The following is a 17,374-nucleotide window of genomic DNA, read 5'->3' as shown; positions in this document are numbered from 1 at the left end:
CGGGCGATCCGAGAAGGAAGCGCGATGACCACCTCTGCTAACCAGTACGTCGAGGCTCTGCGGTCGTCACTGAAGGAGATCGACCGGCTGCGCAAGCAGAACCAGCAGCTGATCGCGGCAGCGGTGGAACCGATCGCGATCGTGGGCATCGGGTGCCGGTACCCCGGCGGGGTGGCCTCGCCGGAGGACCTCTGGCAGGTCGTCGCGGAAGGCAGGGACGTGATCGGCGCATTCCCCGCCGATCGCGGATGGGACGTTTCCGAGCTCGACACCGCCACGATCGAAGGCGGCTTCCTCGAAGACCCGGCGTCGTTCGACGCCGGGTTCTTCGGCATCTCGCCCCGCGAAGCCGTCGTGATGGACCCGCAGCAGCGCCTTCTGCTCGAAACCGCCTGGGAGGCCCTGGAACGCGCGGGCGTGAACGCGCAGTCGTTGCGCGGCACCCGGACCGGCGTGTTCATGGGCACCACCTCGCAGGACTACGCCGACCTGCTCTCGCGCTCCGGCGAGGACGTCGGCCTCTACGCCACGACGGCCTTCGCCGCTTCCGTGCTGTCCGGCCGCATCTCCTACCTGCTCGGGCTGGAGGGCCCGGCGGTCACCGTCGACACCGCCTGCTCGTCGTCACTCGTGGCGCTGCACCTCGCCGCCCAGGCGTTGCGCGGCGGCGAATGCGACCTCGCGCTGGCCGGTGGCGTCGCCGTCATGACCACGCCCGCCGGGTTCGCCGCCTTCACCTCGCAGGGCGGGCTCGCCGGGAACGGGCGCTGCAAGGCGTTCTCCGACGACGCGGACGGCACCGGCTGGTCCGAAGGCGTCGGTGTGCTGGTGCTGAAGCGCCTTTCCGACGCCCAGCGCGCCGGCGACCAGATCCTCGCCGTCGTCCGCGGTTCCGCCGTCAACCAGGACGGCGCGTCGAACGGCCTCACCGCACCGAACGGGCCGTCACAGCAGCGCGTCATCCGCCAGGCGCTGCAGAACGGCGGCCTCGCGCCGTCCGATGTGGACGCTGTGGAAGCGCATGGCACGGGTACTACTTTGGGCGATCCCATCGAGGCGCAGGCGATTCTCTCGGTCTACGGCCAGGACCGCACCGAACCGCTCTACCTCGGGTCGGTCAAGTCGAACATCGGCCACCCGCAGGGCGCGGCGGGCGTCGCCGGTGTGATCAAGGTCGTCATGGCGCTGCAGAACGGAGTGCTGCCCAAGACCCTGCACCTCGGCACGCCGTCCACCCAGGTCGACTGGACCAAGGGCAACGTGTCGCTGCTGCACGACGCGCGGCCGTGGCCTTCCGTCGACCGGCCGTTGCGCGCCGGTGTGTCCGCGTTCGGCGTTTCCGGCACGAACGCGCACGTGATTCTCGAGCAGGCACCTCCCTTGGTGGTCGAGGCTGCGGACGTCGCTGCTCCTGGTGTGCTGCCGTGGGTTCTGTCCGGCCGCACCCCGGCTGCCCTGGAGGAGCAGCGGGTTCGGCTGCAGTCAGTCGCGGATGCCCTGTCGCCGCTGGACATCGCGTTCACCCTGGCGACGGCACGTGCTTCGTTCGAGCAGCGTGTGGTGGTGCTGCCGGACGGCACGGAGTTGGCGCGCGGTGTGGCGGTGGAGGAGCACACGCTCGCGTTCCTCTTCTCCGGCCAAGGATCGCAGCGCCTCGGGATGGGCCGTGAGCTGCACGCCCGGTTCCCGGTCTTCGCTGCCGCTTTCGACGAGGTTCTCTCGCACCTCGACCCGTCGCTGCGGTCGGTGATGTGGGGCTCGGACGCCGAAGCTTTGGACCAGACTCGCTTCACGCAGCCCGCCCTGTTCGCGTTGCAGGTGGCTCTGTACCGGCTGATGGAGTCGTTCGGGATCGTGCCGGAGCACGTCGCGGGCCACTCGATCGGTGAGATCGCGGCGGCGCACGTCGCCGGGGTGCTTTCGCTTGAGGATGCGTCTGCGCTGGTCACCGCGCGGGCGACGCTCATGCAGGGGCTGCCTGCGGGTGGCGTGATGATCGCGGTGCAGGCGACCGAAGACGAGCTCGCGCCGTTCTTGACCGCTGGCGTGTCGATCGCCGCGGTCAACGGGCCCGCTGCGGTTGTCGTTGCTGGTGTGGAAGAGGAAGCGCTCGCGGTTGCCGCGCGGTTCGAGGATCGCAAGACGAAGCGGCTTTCCGTGTCGCACGCGTTCCACTCGCCGCTGATGGAGCCGATGCTCGCCGCGTTCCGGTCGGTTGTCTCCGGGCTGACGTTCAACGCTCCTTCGATCCCGTTCCAGGCTTCCGGTGACGTGACATCGCCTGAGTACTGGGTTTCGCACGTGCGCGACGCGGTGCGGTTCCACGACAACGTGACGGCTCTGGGAGAGCGGACGTTCGTCGAGATCGGGCCGGACGGGGTGCTGTCGGCGCTGGTCGACGGCGCGGTTCCGGTGCTGCGCAAGGACCGGGGCGAAGAGCTCGCGTTCGTCTCCGGCCTGGCTCGCCTGCACGTGTCCGGTGTTCCGGTCGACTGGGCTCGGTTGTTCGAGGGCTCCGGCGCTGCTCGGGTCGATCTGCCGACGTATGCGTTCCAGCGGCAGCGGTTCTGGCCACGTCCGTTGGCCTCGTCGGGTGACGTGCGGGGAGCCGGCCTTGGATCGGTCGGCCACCCGTTGCTCGGTGCGGCGGTGGAACTGGCTGGTTCGGCCGGGCATCTGTTCACGTCGCGGCTGTCGTTGGCCACGCACCCGTGGCTGGCTGATCACGTGGTGATGGGGCGGGTGCTGTTCGCCGGCACCGCGTTCCTGGAGCTTGCCGTGCGGGCCGCCGACGAGGTGGGTTGTTCTCGCGTTGAGGAGCTGACGCTTGCCGCACCTTTGGTGCTGACGCCGGATGCTGCCGTTCAGGTGCAGGTTTCCGTTGGTGCGGCGGACTCTGCCGGACGTCGGTCGGTCGCGATCTTCTCGCGACTCGAGGGAGCTGTTGACACGCCTTGGCTTCAGCACGCTTCCGGTGTGCTGGGCTCGGGCGCTTCCGCTGTGTCGTTCGATGCTTCGGTGTGGCCGCCGGCTGGTGCCGAGGCTGTAGATGTTTCTGGCTCCTACGAGCGCTTCACCGACATGGGCTTCGACTACGGGCCGGTTTTCCAGGGCCTGCAGGCGGTGTGGCGTGGCGGTGACGGCGTCGTGCATGCCGAGGTCGCGCTGCCTGAAGGTGTCGACGGTGGTGCTTTCGGGCTGCATCCGGCGTTGCTGGACGCAGGCATGCACGCTGCCGGGTTCGGTGATCTCGGGTCGATCAGCCGGGGCGGGTTGCCGTTCTCGTGGCAGGGCGTGTCTCTGCACGCTTCGGGCGCGTCGGCGGTGCGGGTGCGGTTGTCGCGGGGCGAGGACGGTTCGATGGAGATCGCCGTCGCTGATGCGACCGGTGCTCCTGTTGCGTCCGTTGAGGCTTTGCAGACGCGTCCGGTTCCCGTTGACGAGCTGGGGTCCGTTGAACGTGACTCGCTGTTCCGCATCGAGTGGGCGCCGGTGGAGCTGCCGGTCGGGTTCGCGGAGCAGACCGTCGCGGTGCTCGGGCCGGATGTCCTATCTCTGGCCGCGGGGCCGGTCGTCGCCGAGCTCACGGACGCTGACCTGACGCTGGTGCCTGTTGTCGGCACCGATGTGCGGGAGACGTGCTCGCGGGTGCTGGCGCTGATCCAGGAGTTCGTGTCGCGGCCTTCTGGCCGGCTCGCGTTCGTGACTCGCGGCGCGGTCGATGGCGATGACCTCGCCGCTGCTGCCGCGCGTGGTCTCGTGCGGTCGGCGCAGTCCGAGCACCCCGGCCGTTTTGTGCTGGTGGACCTGGATCTTTCCGAGGCTTCGGTTGGCGCGGTGCTGCACGCGTTGACGACCGACGAGCCGGTGCTGGCGATCCGCGATGGTGTCGTGCTGGCGGCTCGGCTGGCTCGGGCCGCTCTGCCCACCGAGCGGCTGTCGTGGTCCGGTCGCGTGCTGATCACCGGTGGCACCGGTGGACTTGGACAGCTGGTGGCCCGGCACCTCGTTGCTGAGCACGGTGTTCGCGAGCTGCTGCTGGTCTCACGCACCGGTTCGGCTGACGTGTCGGCGTTGCAGGAGTTGGGTGCGGACGTGATCGTGGAGGCGTGTGACGTCTCCGACCGTTCGGCGTTGGAGTCGTTGCTGTCGCGGCACTCCATCGGCGGTGTCGTGCACACCGCTGCGGTGCTGGACGACGGTGTTGTCGAGTCGCTTGATCCTTCGCGCCTGGACACCGTGCTGCGTCCGAAGGCCGACGCGGCTCTGCACCTGCACTCGTTGCTGCCTGACGTGCCTTTTGTGCTGTTCTCCTCGGCTGCGGGCACATTCGGTGGTGCGGGGCAGGCGAACTACGCCGCTGCCAACGCTTTCCTCGACGCTCTGGCGCGGGTGCGGCGCGCTTCGGGCCAGCACGCGGTCGCTTTGGCCTGGGGTGCTTGGGAACAAACTTCGGGCATGACCGCGGCGATGTCGGACGCCGACATGCAGCGCATCGCCCGCTCCGGCATGCCGCCGCTCTCGGTCGCCGACGGTCTCGCGTTGTTCGACGCCGGAGCAGCCGGTTCCGACGCTTTCCTGCTGCCGCTGCGGTTGGACCTTCCGGCGCTGCGTGCCCAGGGCGCTCCGCCGCCGTTGCTGCGCGGCCTGATCAAGACGCCGAAGCGGCGCGCTGCGGCCCAGTCCGTTGCCGCCGACGGTCTGGTTGCCTCGCTGTCGCGGCTGGCGCCGGACGCCCGACTGGAGTCGCTGCTGGATCTGGTCGCGACCGAGGTGGCCGCGGTGCTCGGGCACGGCAGTGCGTCCGAAGTGGACCGCACGCGCACGTTCCAGGGCCTCGGCTTCGACTCGCTGACCGCCGTCGAGCTGCGCAACCGCCTGACCGCGTCGACCGGCATCCGCTTGCCCGCGACGCTGATCTTCGACTACCCGACCGCCGGTGCGTTGGCCTCCTACCTGCTGGACGAGCTGTTCGGCGCAACTGACTTGGTGCCGGAGGTGGCTTCTGTCGCGGTTTCCGACGACCCGGTCGTGATCGTCGGCATGGCCTGCCAGTACCCCGGTGGCGTGTCGTCGCCGGAAGACCTGTGGCGCCTGGTGTTCGAGGAACGCGACGGTGTCACGGGCTTCCCGGCGAACCGCGGCTGGGACCTGGACGGGCTGTTCGACCCGGACCCGGACGCGGCGGGAAAGACTCACGTGATGCAGGGCGGATTCCTGCACGACGCCCCGTCCTTCGACCCGGACTTCTTCGGCATGTCCCCGCGCGAGGCGCTCGCCACGGACGTCCAGCACCGGTTGCTGCTGCAGACGGCCTGGGAGGCTTTCGAGCGCGCCGGCATCGACCCGGCTTCGGTTCGTGGCTCCAAAACCGGTGTCTTCGCGGGCGTGATGTCCAACGACTACTCGACTTTGGTGTCCGACGACATCTTCGAGGGCTATCAAGGCACTGGCACCGCACAGAGTGTGCTGTCCGGCCGCGTCGCCTACACCTTCGGCCTCGAAGGCCCTGCGGTCACTGTCGACACGGCCTGCTCGTCTTCCTTGGTGGCACTGCACTTGGCTGCGCAAGCGCTGCGTTCGGGTGAGTGCTCGCTGGCGCTGGCCGGCGGTGTGACCGTGATGTCGACGCCGGGTTCCTTCGTCGCTTTCTCAAAGCAGCGCGGCCTCGCTCTCGATGGCCGCTGCAAATCCTTCGCCGACGCCGCCGACGGCACGGGGTGGGGCGAGGGCGTCGGTCTCCTGATGCTGGAACGCCAGTCGGACGCCATCCGCAACGGGCACACTGTTTTGGCGGTCGTGCGCGGCTCGGCGATCAACCAGGACGGCGCTTCGAACGGCTTGACCGCCCCGAACGGCCCGTCGCAGCAACGCGTGATCCGCTCGGCTCTCGCCTCCGCCGGCCTGTCCGTCTCCGACGTCGACGTGGTCGAAGCCCACGGCACCGGCACCACACTGGGCGACCCGATCGAGGCCCAGGCGCTTCTTGCGGTCTACGGCCAGGACCGGCCCTCGCCGCTGCTGCTCGGTTCCATCAAGTCCAACATCGGCCACACCCAGGCCGCTGCCGGTGTCGCGGGCATCATCAAGATGGTCCACGCCATGCAACACGGCGTGGTGCCCGCGACCCTGCACGTCGACCAGCCCTCGACCCACATCGACTGGACGGCGGGCGACGTCTCCCTGGTGACCACCGCGACCGCGTGGCCCGCCGTCTCCCGCCCGCGCCGCGCCGGCGTCTCGTCCTTCGGCGTCTCCGGCACCAACGCCCACGTGATCCTCGAAGCCGCAACCCCGCCTCCGACTTCTGTGGACAACTCGACTTCTGTGGACAACCCGCCCGTCGTCGATCTTGCGGCCGCGGAATCGTCCGGCCCTCGTGGGACGCTTGGAGTGGGGACCTCGGTCTCCCCCTGGGGCCCCCAGGCGGGATCGATCCAGGGCGGTGGCGTGCCGTGGGTGGTGTCGGCGCGGTCGGCTGAGGCGCTGGCCGGGCAGGTCGAGCGGATCAAGGCGTGGCCGGGGGATGCGGCGGACATCGCGTTCTCGTTGCTGACCACGCGCGCGGTGTTCGATCACCGGGCGGTGGTGCTCGACGGCGAGGTGCTGGCGTCCGGTGTGGCCAAGGCCGGGGAGCTGGCGTTCCTGTTCAGCGGGCAGGGGTCGCAGCGGCTCGGCATGGGGCGCCAGCTGTACGAGGCGTTCCCGGTGTTCGCCGAGGCGCTCGACGCGGTGCTGGCCAACCTCGACCCGGCTGTTCGCGAGGTCATGTGGGGGAGCGACCAGCAGGCACTGAACCAGACCGGGTACACGCAGCCCGCGCTGTTCGCGTTCCAGGTGGCGCTGTATCGGCTGTTCGAGTTCTACGGCGTGACGCCCGACCACATCGCGGGCCACTCCATCGGCGAGATCGCCGCCGCGCACGTTGCCGGCGTGCTGAACCTGGAGGACGCCTGTCAGCTCGTGACCGCGCGTGCGTCGCTCATGCAGGCGTTGCCGGCGGGTGGCGCCATGGTGTCCGTGGTCGCGTCCGAGAAGAAGGTGCGTGAGCACCTGACTGATGGCGTGTCCATCGCGGTGGTCAACGGGCCTCGGTCCGTGGTGATCGCCGGTGTCGAAGAAGAAGTGCTCGCCATCGCCGCGAAATGGAAGAACAAGCGGTTGAAGGTCTCGCACGCGTTCCACTCGCCGCTGATGGAGCCGGTGCTCGACGACTTCCGCGAAGCGATCAGCGGGCTCACGTTCAACGAGCCGCTTGTCCGCATGTCAACAAGCGGACAAGTGAACACCGTCGACTACTGGGTCAGCCATGTGCGCGACACCGTGCGCTTCCACGACAACGTGACCGCTTTGGGTGACGTGAAGTGCCTTGAGATCGGACCAGACGGTGTGCTGTCCGCCCTCATGGACGGCTGCGTGCCTGCGGTCAGGCGCAATGTTGACGAGGTCAAGTCAATGTTGACGGCATTGAGTCGAATCAATGTTGACGGCGTCAATGTTGACTGGATCAAGTTCTGTCAACATGGCCGCAAGGTCGACCTGCCGACGTACGCGTTCGAGCAGCAGCGGTTCTGGCCCGAGGTGTCCACGAAGTCGGATGTCCGGTCGGCCGGTCTCGGCGCGGTCGAGCACCCGTTGCTCGGGGCCGCCGTCGAACTCGCCGGGGGAGAGGGGCTGCTGTTCACCAGCAGGCTGTCGTTGCGCACGCACCCGTGGCTGCGGGACCACTCGCTGCACGGCAAGGTGCTCGTGCCCGGTGCGGCCCTCGTCGAGCTCGCGCTGCGGGCCGCGGACGAGGTCGGCCTCGACCGCGTGGACGAGCTGACCATCGCGGCGCCGCTCGTGTTGCCCGAGTCGGGTGCCGTACAGGTGCAGATCCGGGTCGGCCACACCGGCAGCGAGCGTCGGGCGGTGGCGGTCCACAGCCGTCCCGAGGACAGCGACCTGCCGTGGACCGAGCACGCTGCCGGTTTCCTGGCCTCCGGAACGACTGCTGCGGATTTCGACGCTTCCGTGTGGCCGCCCGCTGGAGCAGAGGCCGTGCAGGTCGACGGCGCCTACGAACGGTTCGCGGAGCTCGGCTTCGACTACGGGCACGCGTTCCAGGGGCTGCGGGCCGCGTGGAAGCTGGGCGACCAGGTGTTCGCCGAGGTCGCGTTGCCGGAGGACGTGACGGCGACCGGCTTCGGCATCCACCCGGCGCTGCTGGACGCGGCACTGCACGCCGTGGCGTTCGCGGACCAGCGGACCGAGGGCGCTGTGCCGTTCTCGTGGGAAAGCGTTGCGCTGCATGCGGTTGGCGCCACGTCGTTGCGGGTGCGGCTGCGGACTACCGGCGACAGCTCGATGGAGATCGCCATCTCTGACACCACCGGTGCGCCGGTGGCGACGGTCGGGTCGCTCGTGACGCGGGCCGTGTCGGCGCGGCAGCTCAGCGCCGCGCAGGAGGCGTTGTTCGGGCTGGACTGGGTGCCGGTCACGCTCACCGAGGCGGTGCCGGCGGCGCACGTCGTCGAACACGTGTCGGCGGAAGGATCTCCGGTCGAGGCCGCGCACGCGTTGACGGCCGATGTGCTGGCGAGGATCCAGGAGTGGATCGCGACCGAGCGGGCCGAGAAGCTCGTTTTCGTGACGCGACAGGGTGATCTGGGCGCGTCGGCGGTGTGGGGTCTCGTGCGGGCCGCGCAGTCGGAGCACCCCGGCCGGTTCGCGCTGGTCGAGACCGACGGTGACCTGCCGGACGCGGTGCTCGCGAGCGCTGAGCCGCAGCTTCGGGTGCGGGGTGGCGAGGTGTTCGTGCCGCGCATCGCCCGGATCGCCGCCGGTGACAGCGTTGCGTTGGAAGTACCTGTGTTGATCACCGGCGGTACCGGCGGACTCGGTCAGGTCATCGCGCGGCATCTCGTTGCCGTGCATGGTGTTCGTGACCTGGTGCTGGCCAGCCGGCGCGGTGAGACGCCGGACTGGGTGGCGGCGCTGGACGCGTCGGTCACCGTGGTGGCGTGTGATGTCGCCGACCGGCATGCCGTTGCGAATCTTCTTGCGGGCCACCAGATCCGCTCCATTGTGCACACCGCCGGCGTCCTGGACGACGGCGTCATCGAGTCGCTCACGCCCGAGCGGTTGTCGAAGGTGTTGCGGCCGAAGGTCGACGCTGCGTGGAACCTGCACGAGCTCGCGTCCGATGTTTCGGCGTTCGTCGTCTACTCGTCTGGTGCAGGCATTTTCGGATCGTCCGGCCAGGGCAACTACGCGGCGGGCAACACGTTCCTCGATGCGCTGATCGAGCACCGGCGGGCGCAGGGCTTGCCGGGTGTGTCGCTGGCGTGGGGTGCGTGGGCCGAGACGGGCATGCTGTCCGGTGCCGACGCTGAACGTCTTGCCAAGTCGGGCATGCCACCGATCACGCCCGCGGAAGGCGTGGAACTCTTCGACGCGGCACTGTCTTCCGGCGCGTCGCTGGTGCTGCCGCTGAGGCTCGACCTGCCGGTGTTCCGGGCGCGGGGCGAGGTTCCGGCGGTGCTGCAGGGGCTCGTGAAGGTCCGTGCACGTCGCACAGCCGCGTCCGGTACCTCGTCGTGGGCGCAGAAGCTGGCGGGTCTCGACGACTCCGGACGCCTGGAAGCACTGCTCGACCTGGTGCGCGCCGAGGTCGGTGCGGTGCTCGGCCACAGCGGCGGCGAGACGATCGACCCGTCGCGCGCGTTCCAGTCGCTGGGTTTCGACTCGCTGACCGCCGTTGAGCTGCGCAACCGCCTCGGTGAGGTCACCGGGCTGCGGCTGCCGGCGACGCTGACGTTCGACTACCCGACCGCGGCGGTGCTGGCCGGCTTCTTGAAGGCCGAGCTGTTCGGTGCCTCGGATGTCCTGCTGCCTGCGGTGTCCGCCGCGGCCGTGGCGGACGATCCGATCGTGATCGTCGGCATGGCCTGCCGTTACCCCGGCGGTGTGTCGTCGCCGGAGGACCTGTGGCAGCTGGTCGCCGATGGTGTCGACGCCATCACCGAGTTCCCGGTCAACCGCGGCTGGGACATCGACGGCATCTACCACCCCGACCCCGACCACGCGGGCACGACCTACTCGATCTCGGGCGGCTTCCTGCACGAGGCGGGTGCGTTCGATCCGGCGTTCTTCGGCATGTCACCGCGGGAAGCTCTGGCCACGGACTCCCAGCAGCGTCTGCTGCTCGAGACCACCTGGGAGGCGCTGGAACGGTCCGGTATCGACCCGGCTTCGTTGCGCGGCAGTGCGACCGGCGTCTTCACCGGTGTCATGTACAACGACTACGCGTCCATTCTGGACGGTGGCGAGTTCGAGGGACACCAGGGCCAGGGCAGCGCGGGCAGCATCGCCTCTGGTCGCGTCTCCTACACGTTCGGCTTCGAGGGGCCGGCGGTCACGGTCGACACGGCGTGCTCGTCCTCGTTGGTGGCTCTGCACTTGGCTGCGCAGGCGTTGCGTTCGGGCGAGTGTTCGCTGGCGGTCGCCGGTGGTGTGACCGTCATGTCGACGCCCACCACCTACGTCGAGTTCTCCCGCCAGCGCGGGCTTTCGGTCGACGGGCGCTGCAAGGCGTTCTCCGACGACGCCGACGGCACCGGCTGGGGCGAGGGTGTCGGTCTGCTGGTGCTGGAGCGCCAGTCTGATGCTCTGCGTCATGGCCACACGGTTCTCGCTGTCGTGCGCGGCTCGGCGGTGAACCAGGACGGTGCTTCTAACGGCCTGACCGCCCCGAACGGCCCGTCGCAGCAACGCGTGATCCGTTCAGCCCTGGCTTCGGCCGGTCTGTCGCCAGCGGATGTTGACGTCGTCGAGGCGCACGGCACGGCCACGAAGCTCGGCGACCCGATCGAGGCGCAGGCGCTGCTGGCTGTCTACGGCCAGGACCGCTCCGAGCCGCTCTACCTGGGCTCGATCAAGTCGAACATCGGCCACACGCAGGCCGCCGCGGGTGTTGCCGGCGTGATCAAGATGGTGCAGGCGCTGCGTCACGGCGTGCTGCCCCAGACCCTCCACGTCGGCACGCCGACCACCCAGGTCGACTGGGAGTCCGGGGCCGTCGAGGTCCTGACCTCTTCCCGCACGTGGCCTGAGGTCTCTCGCGCGCGCCGCGCGGGCGTGTCGTCGTTCGGCGTCTCGGGCACTAACGCCCACGTGATCCTCGAGGCTCCGGAATTGTCAGACCCCTCTGAGACGATTGGGATGGGGGGTGGATCCCCCCGGGGGGCCAGCCAATCGGGATCGATTCCGCAGGTGGCGGCGGTGCCGTTGGCGGTGTCGGCGAGGTCGGCCGGGGCCCTGCGGGGGCAGGTCGAGCGGATCAAGGCGTTGGTGGACGGCGGTGTGTCTGCTGTCGACGTCGGGTTCTCGTTGGCTACCACTCGCGCGTTGTTCGAGCATCGGGCGGTTTTGCTCGACGGTGAGGTCGTTGCCGAGGGGGTGGTGGGCGGAAAGCCGTTGGCGTTCCTGTTCTCCGGCCAGGGGGCGCAGCGGGTCGGGGCTGGGCGTGAGTTGTATGAGGCGTTCCCGGTGTTTGCGGAGGCGTTGGACGCTGCGCTTGTGCATCTTGATCCGGCGCTGCGGGACGTCATGTGGGGTGACGATGCTGAGGCGTTGAACCAGACCGGGTTTGCGCAGCCGGCGTTGTTCGCGGTTGAGGTGGCGCTGTACCGGTTGTTGGAGTCGTTCGGGGTCAAGCCCGCGAAGGTTGCCGGGCATTCGATTGGTGAGATCGCGGCGGCGCATGTTGCTGGGGTGCTGAGCCTCGAGGACGCGTGCCAGCTCGTCACGGCTCGTGCGGCGCTTATGCAGGCGTTGCCGGCCGGTGGGGCGATGGTGTCGGTCGTCGCGTCCGAAGAAGAGGTGTTGCCGCACCTGACTGACGGTGTGTCGATTGCTGCTGTCAATGGGCCGCGGGCTGTGGTGATCGCTGGGGTTGAGGATGAGGTTCTCAGGGTTGCCGAGCGGTGGAAGAACAAGCGGCTGAAGGTGTCGCATGCGTTCCACTCGCCGCTGATGGAGCCGATGCTCGACGACTTCCGCGAGGCGATCAGCGGGATCACGTTCGCTGAGCCGGTTGTCGGAATGTCAACATCCGGCGATGTCACGTCTGTCGACTACTGGGTGAACCACGTCCGGGACGCGGTGCGGTTCCACGAGAACGTCACGCGATTGGGTGATGTCACGCTGCTGGAGGTCGGGCCGGACGCGCAGCTGAGCGCGATGGTGGACGGCTCCACGGCGGTGTTGAGGCGGGACCGCGACGAGGTCGCGTCAATGTTGACTGCACTCAGTCAAGTACATGTTGACGGAATCAATGTTGACTGGATGCAGCTGTACACAGGCGGACGGAAGGTTGATCTGCCCACCTACGCGTTCGAGCACCAGATGTTCTGGCCGAAGGCGATGCGCAAGGCGGGCGACGTCGGGGCGCTGGGGCTCACACGGGTCGAGCACCCGTTGCTCGGGGCGGCGGTCGATGTCGCGGGAGCGGACGGATACCTGTTCACGAGCCGGCTGTCGCTGAGCTCGCACCCGTGGCTCGCGGACCACACGGTGTTCGGGCAGGTGCTGCTGCCGGGCACGGCCTTCCTGGAGTTGGCGGTGCGGGCCGGCGACGAGGTCGGGCTCGACCGCGTCGACGAGCTCACGCTGGCCGCGCCGCTCGTGTTGCCGGCACAGGGTGCGGTCCGGGTGCAGGTCGCGGTCGGTGTCGAGGCGAACGGGCGGCGTGCGGTCGAGGTGTTCTCGCGGCCCGACGGCGAGGACGTGCCGTGGACGCAGCACGCGACCGGCTTCCTGACGAGTGGCACGAACAGCAGTGACTTTGACGCGACGGTGTGGCCGCCGGCTGGGGCCGAGGTTGTTGACGTCCAGGGTGCTTACGAGCGGTTCGCGGCGAACGGGTTCGAGTACGGGCCGGTGTTCCAGGGGCTGCGGGCTGTGTGGCGTGCGGACGGCGAGGTGTTCGCCGAGGTCGCGCTGCCCGAAGGAGTGGACGGGGGCGCGTTCGGGCTGCACCCGGCGTTGCTCGACGCCGCCCTGCACGCGGGCGGGTTCTTCGACGGGGTCGAGGCGGGGCTGCCGTTCTCGTGGGAAGGCGTGTCCCTGCACGCGACTGGTGCCGCCGCGGTCAGGGTTCGGTTGCGGCGCAACGGTGACGCGTGGGTGATCGCGGTCGCGGACACGTCAGGTGCGCCGGTTGCCACGATCGGCTCGCTGGTGACGCGAGCGGTGTCGGCGCCGCAGATCAGTGCTGTAGAACGGGATTCGCTGTTCCGGCTCGACTGGGTGCCGGTGTCGTTGCCCAACGCCGGTGCGGTTGCCGTGGTGGTGGAGGAGTTCGTCGGCGACGGGGATGTCGTCGTGCAGACGCACGCTCTTGCTGCCCGTGCACTGGAACTGGTGCAGCGCTGGATCGCCGAAGAGCGCGCGGAACGGCTGGTGTTCGTGACGCGCCAGGGCGACTTGGCCGCGAGTGCGGTGCACGGCCTGGTCCGGGCCGCGCAGAACGAGTACCCCGGCCGGTTCACGCTCATCGACACCGATGGCGAGGTGGCGGAGCAGGTTCTCGCGATCGACGAGCCGCAGCTGCGGGTGCGCGGTGGCCAGGCGTTCGTGGCACGGCTCGCGCGCGCCGAGGCGGTGGAGCCCGGCGAGTTCACCGGGCCGGTGCTGATCACCGGCGGCACCGGTGGGCTTGGGCGGCTGGTTGCCCGGCACCTCGTCGAACGGTATGGCGTCAAGGATCTCGTTCTGGTCAGCCGGAGCGGCAAGGCTGATGTGTCCGATTTGGACGTCAAGGTAGCTGTGGTCGCGTGCGATGTCAGTGACCGCAAGGCGTTGCAGAAGGTGTTGAAGAAGCACAAGGTCCGCAGCGTCGTGCACACCGCCGGCGTGTTGGACGACGGTGTGGTCGAGTCGCTCACGCCGGAGCGCCTGGCGAACGTGTTGCGGCCCAAGGTCGACGCCGCATGGCACCTGCACGAGCTCACCAAGAACCTCGACAACTTCGTCATCTTCTCCAGCGCTGCCGGGACGTTCGGTGCGGCCGGGCAGGCGAACTACGCTGCGGGCAACGCGTTCCTCGACGCGTTGGCCGAGCACCGCCGGGGCGCTGGGCTGCCTGCGGTCTCGCTCGCGTGGGGTGCGTGGAACCAGACCGGCATGCTGTCGGAGGCCGACGCCGAACGGATGGTGCGTGGTGGTACGCCGCCGTTGTCGGCGGAGCAGGGACTCGCGCTGTTCGACGCGGCGATCGCCGGCGAGGACGCGGTGCTGCTGCCGTTGCGCCTCGACCTCGCGACGTTGCGCAACCACGGCGAGGTTCGTCCGTTGCTGCGCGGCCTGATCCGCACGCGGGCTCGACGGGCGGCGGCTCAGGCCGATTCCGGGCTGGTCCAGCGTCTTGCCGCAATGACCCCGGAGGCGCGGCTGGCGGCGTTGCTCGACCTGGTTCGCGTCGAGGTCGCAGCTGTGCTCGGCCACGACGGTGTTGCCGCGGTGGACCCGGCCAAGGCGTTCCAGGACCTCGGGTTCGACTCGCTCACCGCGGTCGACCTGCGCAACCGCCTGACCGGTGTCACCGGGCTGCGCCTGCCGAGCACGCTGATCTTCGACTACCCGACGTCCGCGGTGCTCGCCGGTTTCCTGCGGGACGAGCTGTTTGGCGCTGACGCTGCTCTGACGGCGTTGCCGACGCTGACGTCCACTTCGGACGATCCGATCGTGATCGTCGGCATGGCCTGCCGCTACCCCGGCGGAGTCACCACGCCAGAACAGCTGTGGGACCTCGTGGTCGACGGCCGTGATGCCATCAGCGAGTTCCCGACGAACCGCGGCTGGGATCTCGACTCGCTCTACCACCCGGACCCTGACCACGTCGGCACCTCGTACACGAAGTCCGGTGGCTTCATCCACGACGCCGACCTGTTCGACCCGGAGTTCTTCGGCATGTCGCCGCGCGAGACCGTGTCGACCGATGCCCAGCAGCGACTCCTGCTCGAGGCGTCGTGGGAGGCGTTGGAACGCGCGGGAATCGATCCCGTCGCGCTGAAGGGCAGCCCGACCGGTGTGTTCGCCGGTGTCATGTACAACGACTACTCGCTGTTGCTCGAAGGCGATTCCGAGGGCTATCAGACGACCGGTGGCTCGCCTTCGGTTGTGTCCGGCCGTGTCTCTTACACGTTCGGTTTCGAGGGGCCTGCGGTCACTCTCGACACGGCTTGCTCGTCGTCGTTGGTCGCGATGCACTGGGCGATGCAGGCTCTCCGCGCCGGTGAATGCTCTTTGGCGCTGGCCGGCGGCGTGACCGTGCTGGCTTCGCCGGGTGCGTTCATCGGGTTCTCACGGCAGCGCGGGCTCTCGCCGGACGGCCGGTGCAAGGCGTTCTCCGACTCGGCTGACGGTGTCGGCTGGTCCGAGGGTGTCGGCGTGGTCGTGCTGGAGCGGCTGTCCGACGCTGTTCGCAACGGCCACAACGTTCTTGCTGTTGTGCGCGGGTCGGCGGTCAACCAGGACGGCGCGTCGAACGGGTTGACTGCGCCGAACGGTCCTTCGCAGCAGCGGGTGATCCGCCAGGCGCTGGCTTCGGCTGGTCTGTCCACTGCGGACGTTGACGTCGTCGAGGCGCACGGCACCGGCACGACTCTGGGTGATCCGATCGAGGCGCAGGCGCTCTTGGCCACCTATGGCCAGGACCGCTCCGAGCCGCTGCTGCTCGGCTCCATCAAGTCGAACATCGGTCACACGCAGGCAGCAGCCGGTGTCGCGGGCGTGATCAAGATGGTGCAGGCGCTGCGTCACGGCGTTGTGCCGCAGACGCTGCACGTCGATGAGCCCTCGTCCCACGTGGACTGGGAGGCCGGTTCGGTTCAGCTGTTGACCGGCAACGCCTCGTGGCCCGCGGTCGACCGCGCTCGCCGTGCCGCCGTGTCGTCGTTCGGCGTCTCGGGCACGAACGCCCACATCATCCTCGAGTCCGCAAGCACCACTTCGAATTCTGTGGACAGCTCCGCGCCTGTGGACAACCCGGCTGTCGTCGATCTTGCCGGCACGGATTCGTTGGCCTCGCGTGGGACGATTGGAGTGGGGACCTCGGTCTCCCCCTGGGGGGCCCAGACGGGATCGATTCCGACGCCGTTGGTGGTGTCGGCCAGGTCGAAGGCGTCGTTGCGGGCGCAGGTTGAGCGGGTCACGACGCTGGTGGAGAGCGGCGTGTCGGCGGTGGATGTCGGGTTCTCGTTGGCTACCACGCGCGCGTTGTTCGAGCACCGGGCTGTGGTGTGGAACGGCGTTGAGCTTGCCATTGGTGTGGTGCGGGACCGGCCGCTTGGCTTCGTGTTCTCCGGGCAGGGGTCTCAGCGGGTTGGGATGGCTCGGGAGCTTTACGAGGCGTTCCCCGTGTTTGCGGAGGCGTTGGACGCTGCGCTCGTGAACCTTGATCCGGCGCTGCGGGACGTCATGTGGGGTGACGACGCTGAGACGTTGAACCAGACCGGGTTCGCGCAGCCGGCGATCTTCGCGGTTGAGGTGGCGCTGTACCGGTTGTTGGAGTCGTTCGGGGTCAAGCCCGCGAAGATTGCCGGGCACTCGATTGGTGAGATCGCGGCGGCGCATGTTGCTGGGGTGTTGAGCCTTGAGGACGCGTGTTTGTTGGTCACGGCTCGTGCGGCGCTCATGCAGGCGTTGCCGGCCGGTGGCGCGATGGTGTCGGTCGTCGCGTCTGAAGAGGACGTGCGTGAGTACCTGACTGACGGTGTGTCGATTGCCGCCGTCAACGGGCCGCGGGCCGTGGTGATCGCTGGGGTTGAGGACGAGGTTCTCAGCGTTGCCGAGCGGTGGAAGAACAAGCGGCTGAAGGTGTCGCATGCGTTCCACTCGCCGTTGATGGAGCCGATGCTCGCAGACTTCCGCGAGGCGATTGCGGAGATCCGATTCGCCGAGCCGAGCATCCCGATCTGTGCGTCCGGGGACGTCACCACGGCTGAGTACTGGGTTCGGCACGTTCGGGACGTGGTGCGGTTCCACGACAACGTCACCGCATTGGGTGACGTGACGCTGGTTGAGGTCGGGCCGGATGCGCAGTTGACGGCGATGGTTGACGGGTTGATTCCGACGTTGACGCGCGTCAAGTCTGATGTTGAATCAATGTTGACTGCATTGAGTCAAGTACACATTGACGGCGTCAATGTTGACTGGATGCAGTTCTACGAGGGTGGCAAGCGGATCGAGCTGCCCACCTACCCGTTCAACCGGCAGCGGTACTGGCCGGCGAGCGCTGGGCGGGCGTCGGACGCGTCCGGGCTGGGGCTGGTCGGGGTGGCGCACCCGTTGCTCGGAGCGGCGGTGGAGCTGGCCGATGGCGAAGGCGTGG

At 68.7% G+C, this 17,374-nt stretch carries 1 protein-coding gene (cut by a window edge); it reads left to right on the top strand.

The genetic code is table 11. The features are described 5' to 3' along the window. Positions 1–24 precede the first annotated feature (24 nt). Positions 25–17,374: the 5' portion of a type I polyketide synthase gene (locus DI276_RS21780; protein WP_112266210.1), read on the top strand. Its footprint extends 12,458 nt past the window's final position; 17,350 of the gene's 29,808 nt are visible here — the first part of the coding sequence; it begins with the start codon at positions 25–27; its stop codon lies off the right edge, out of view.

Source organism: Lentzea terrae (assembly GCF_003265345.1).
Lineage (GTDB): Bacteria > Actinomycetota > Actinomycetes > Mycobacteriales > Pseudonocardiaceae > Lentzea > Lentzea terrae.
Note: the sequence above shows the minus strand (reverse complement) of the source record. Positions and strands in the feature narration are given on the sequence as shown.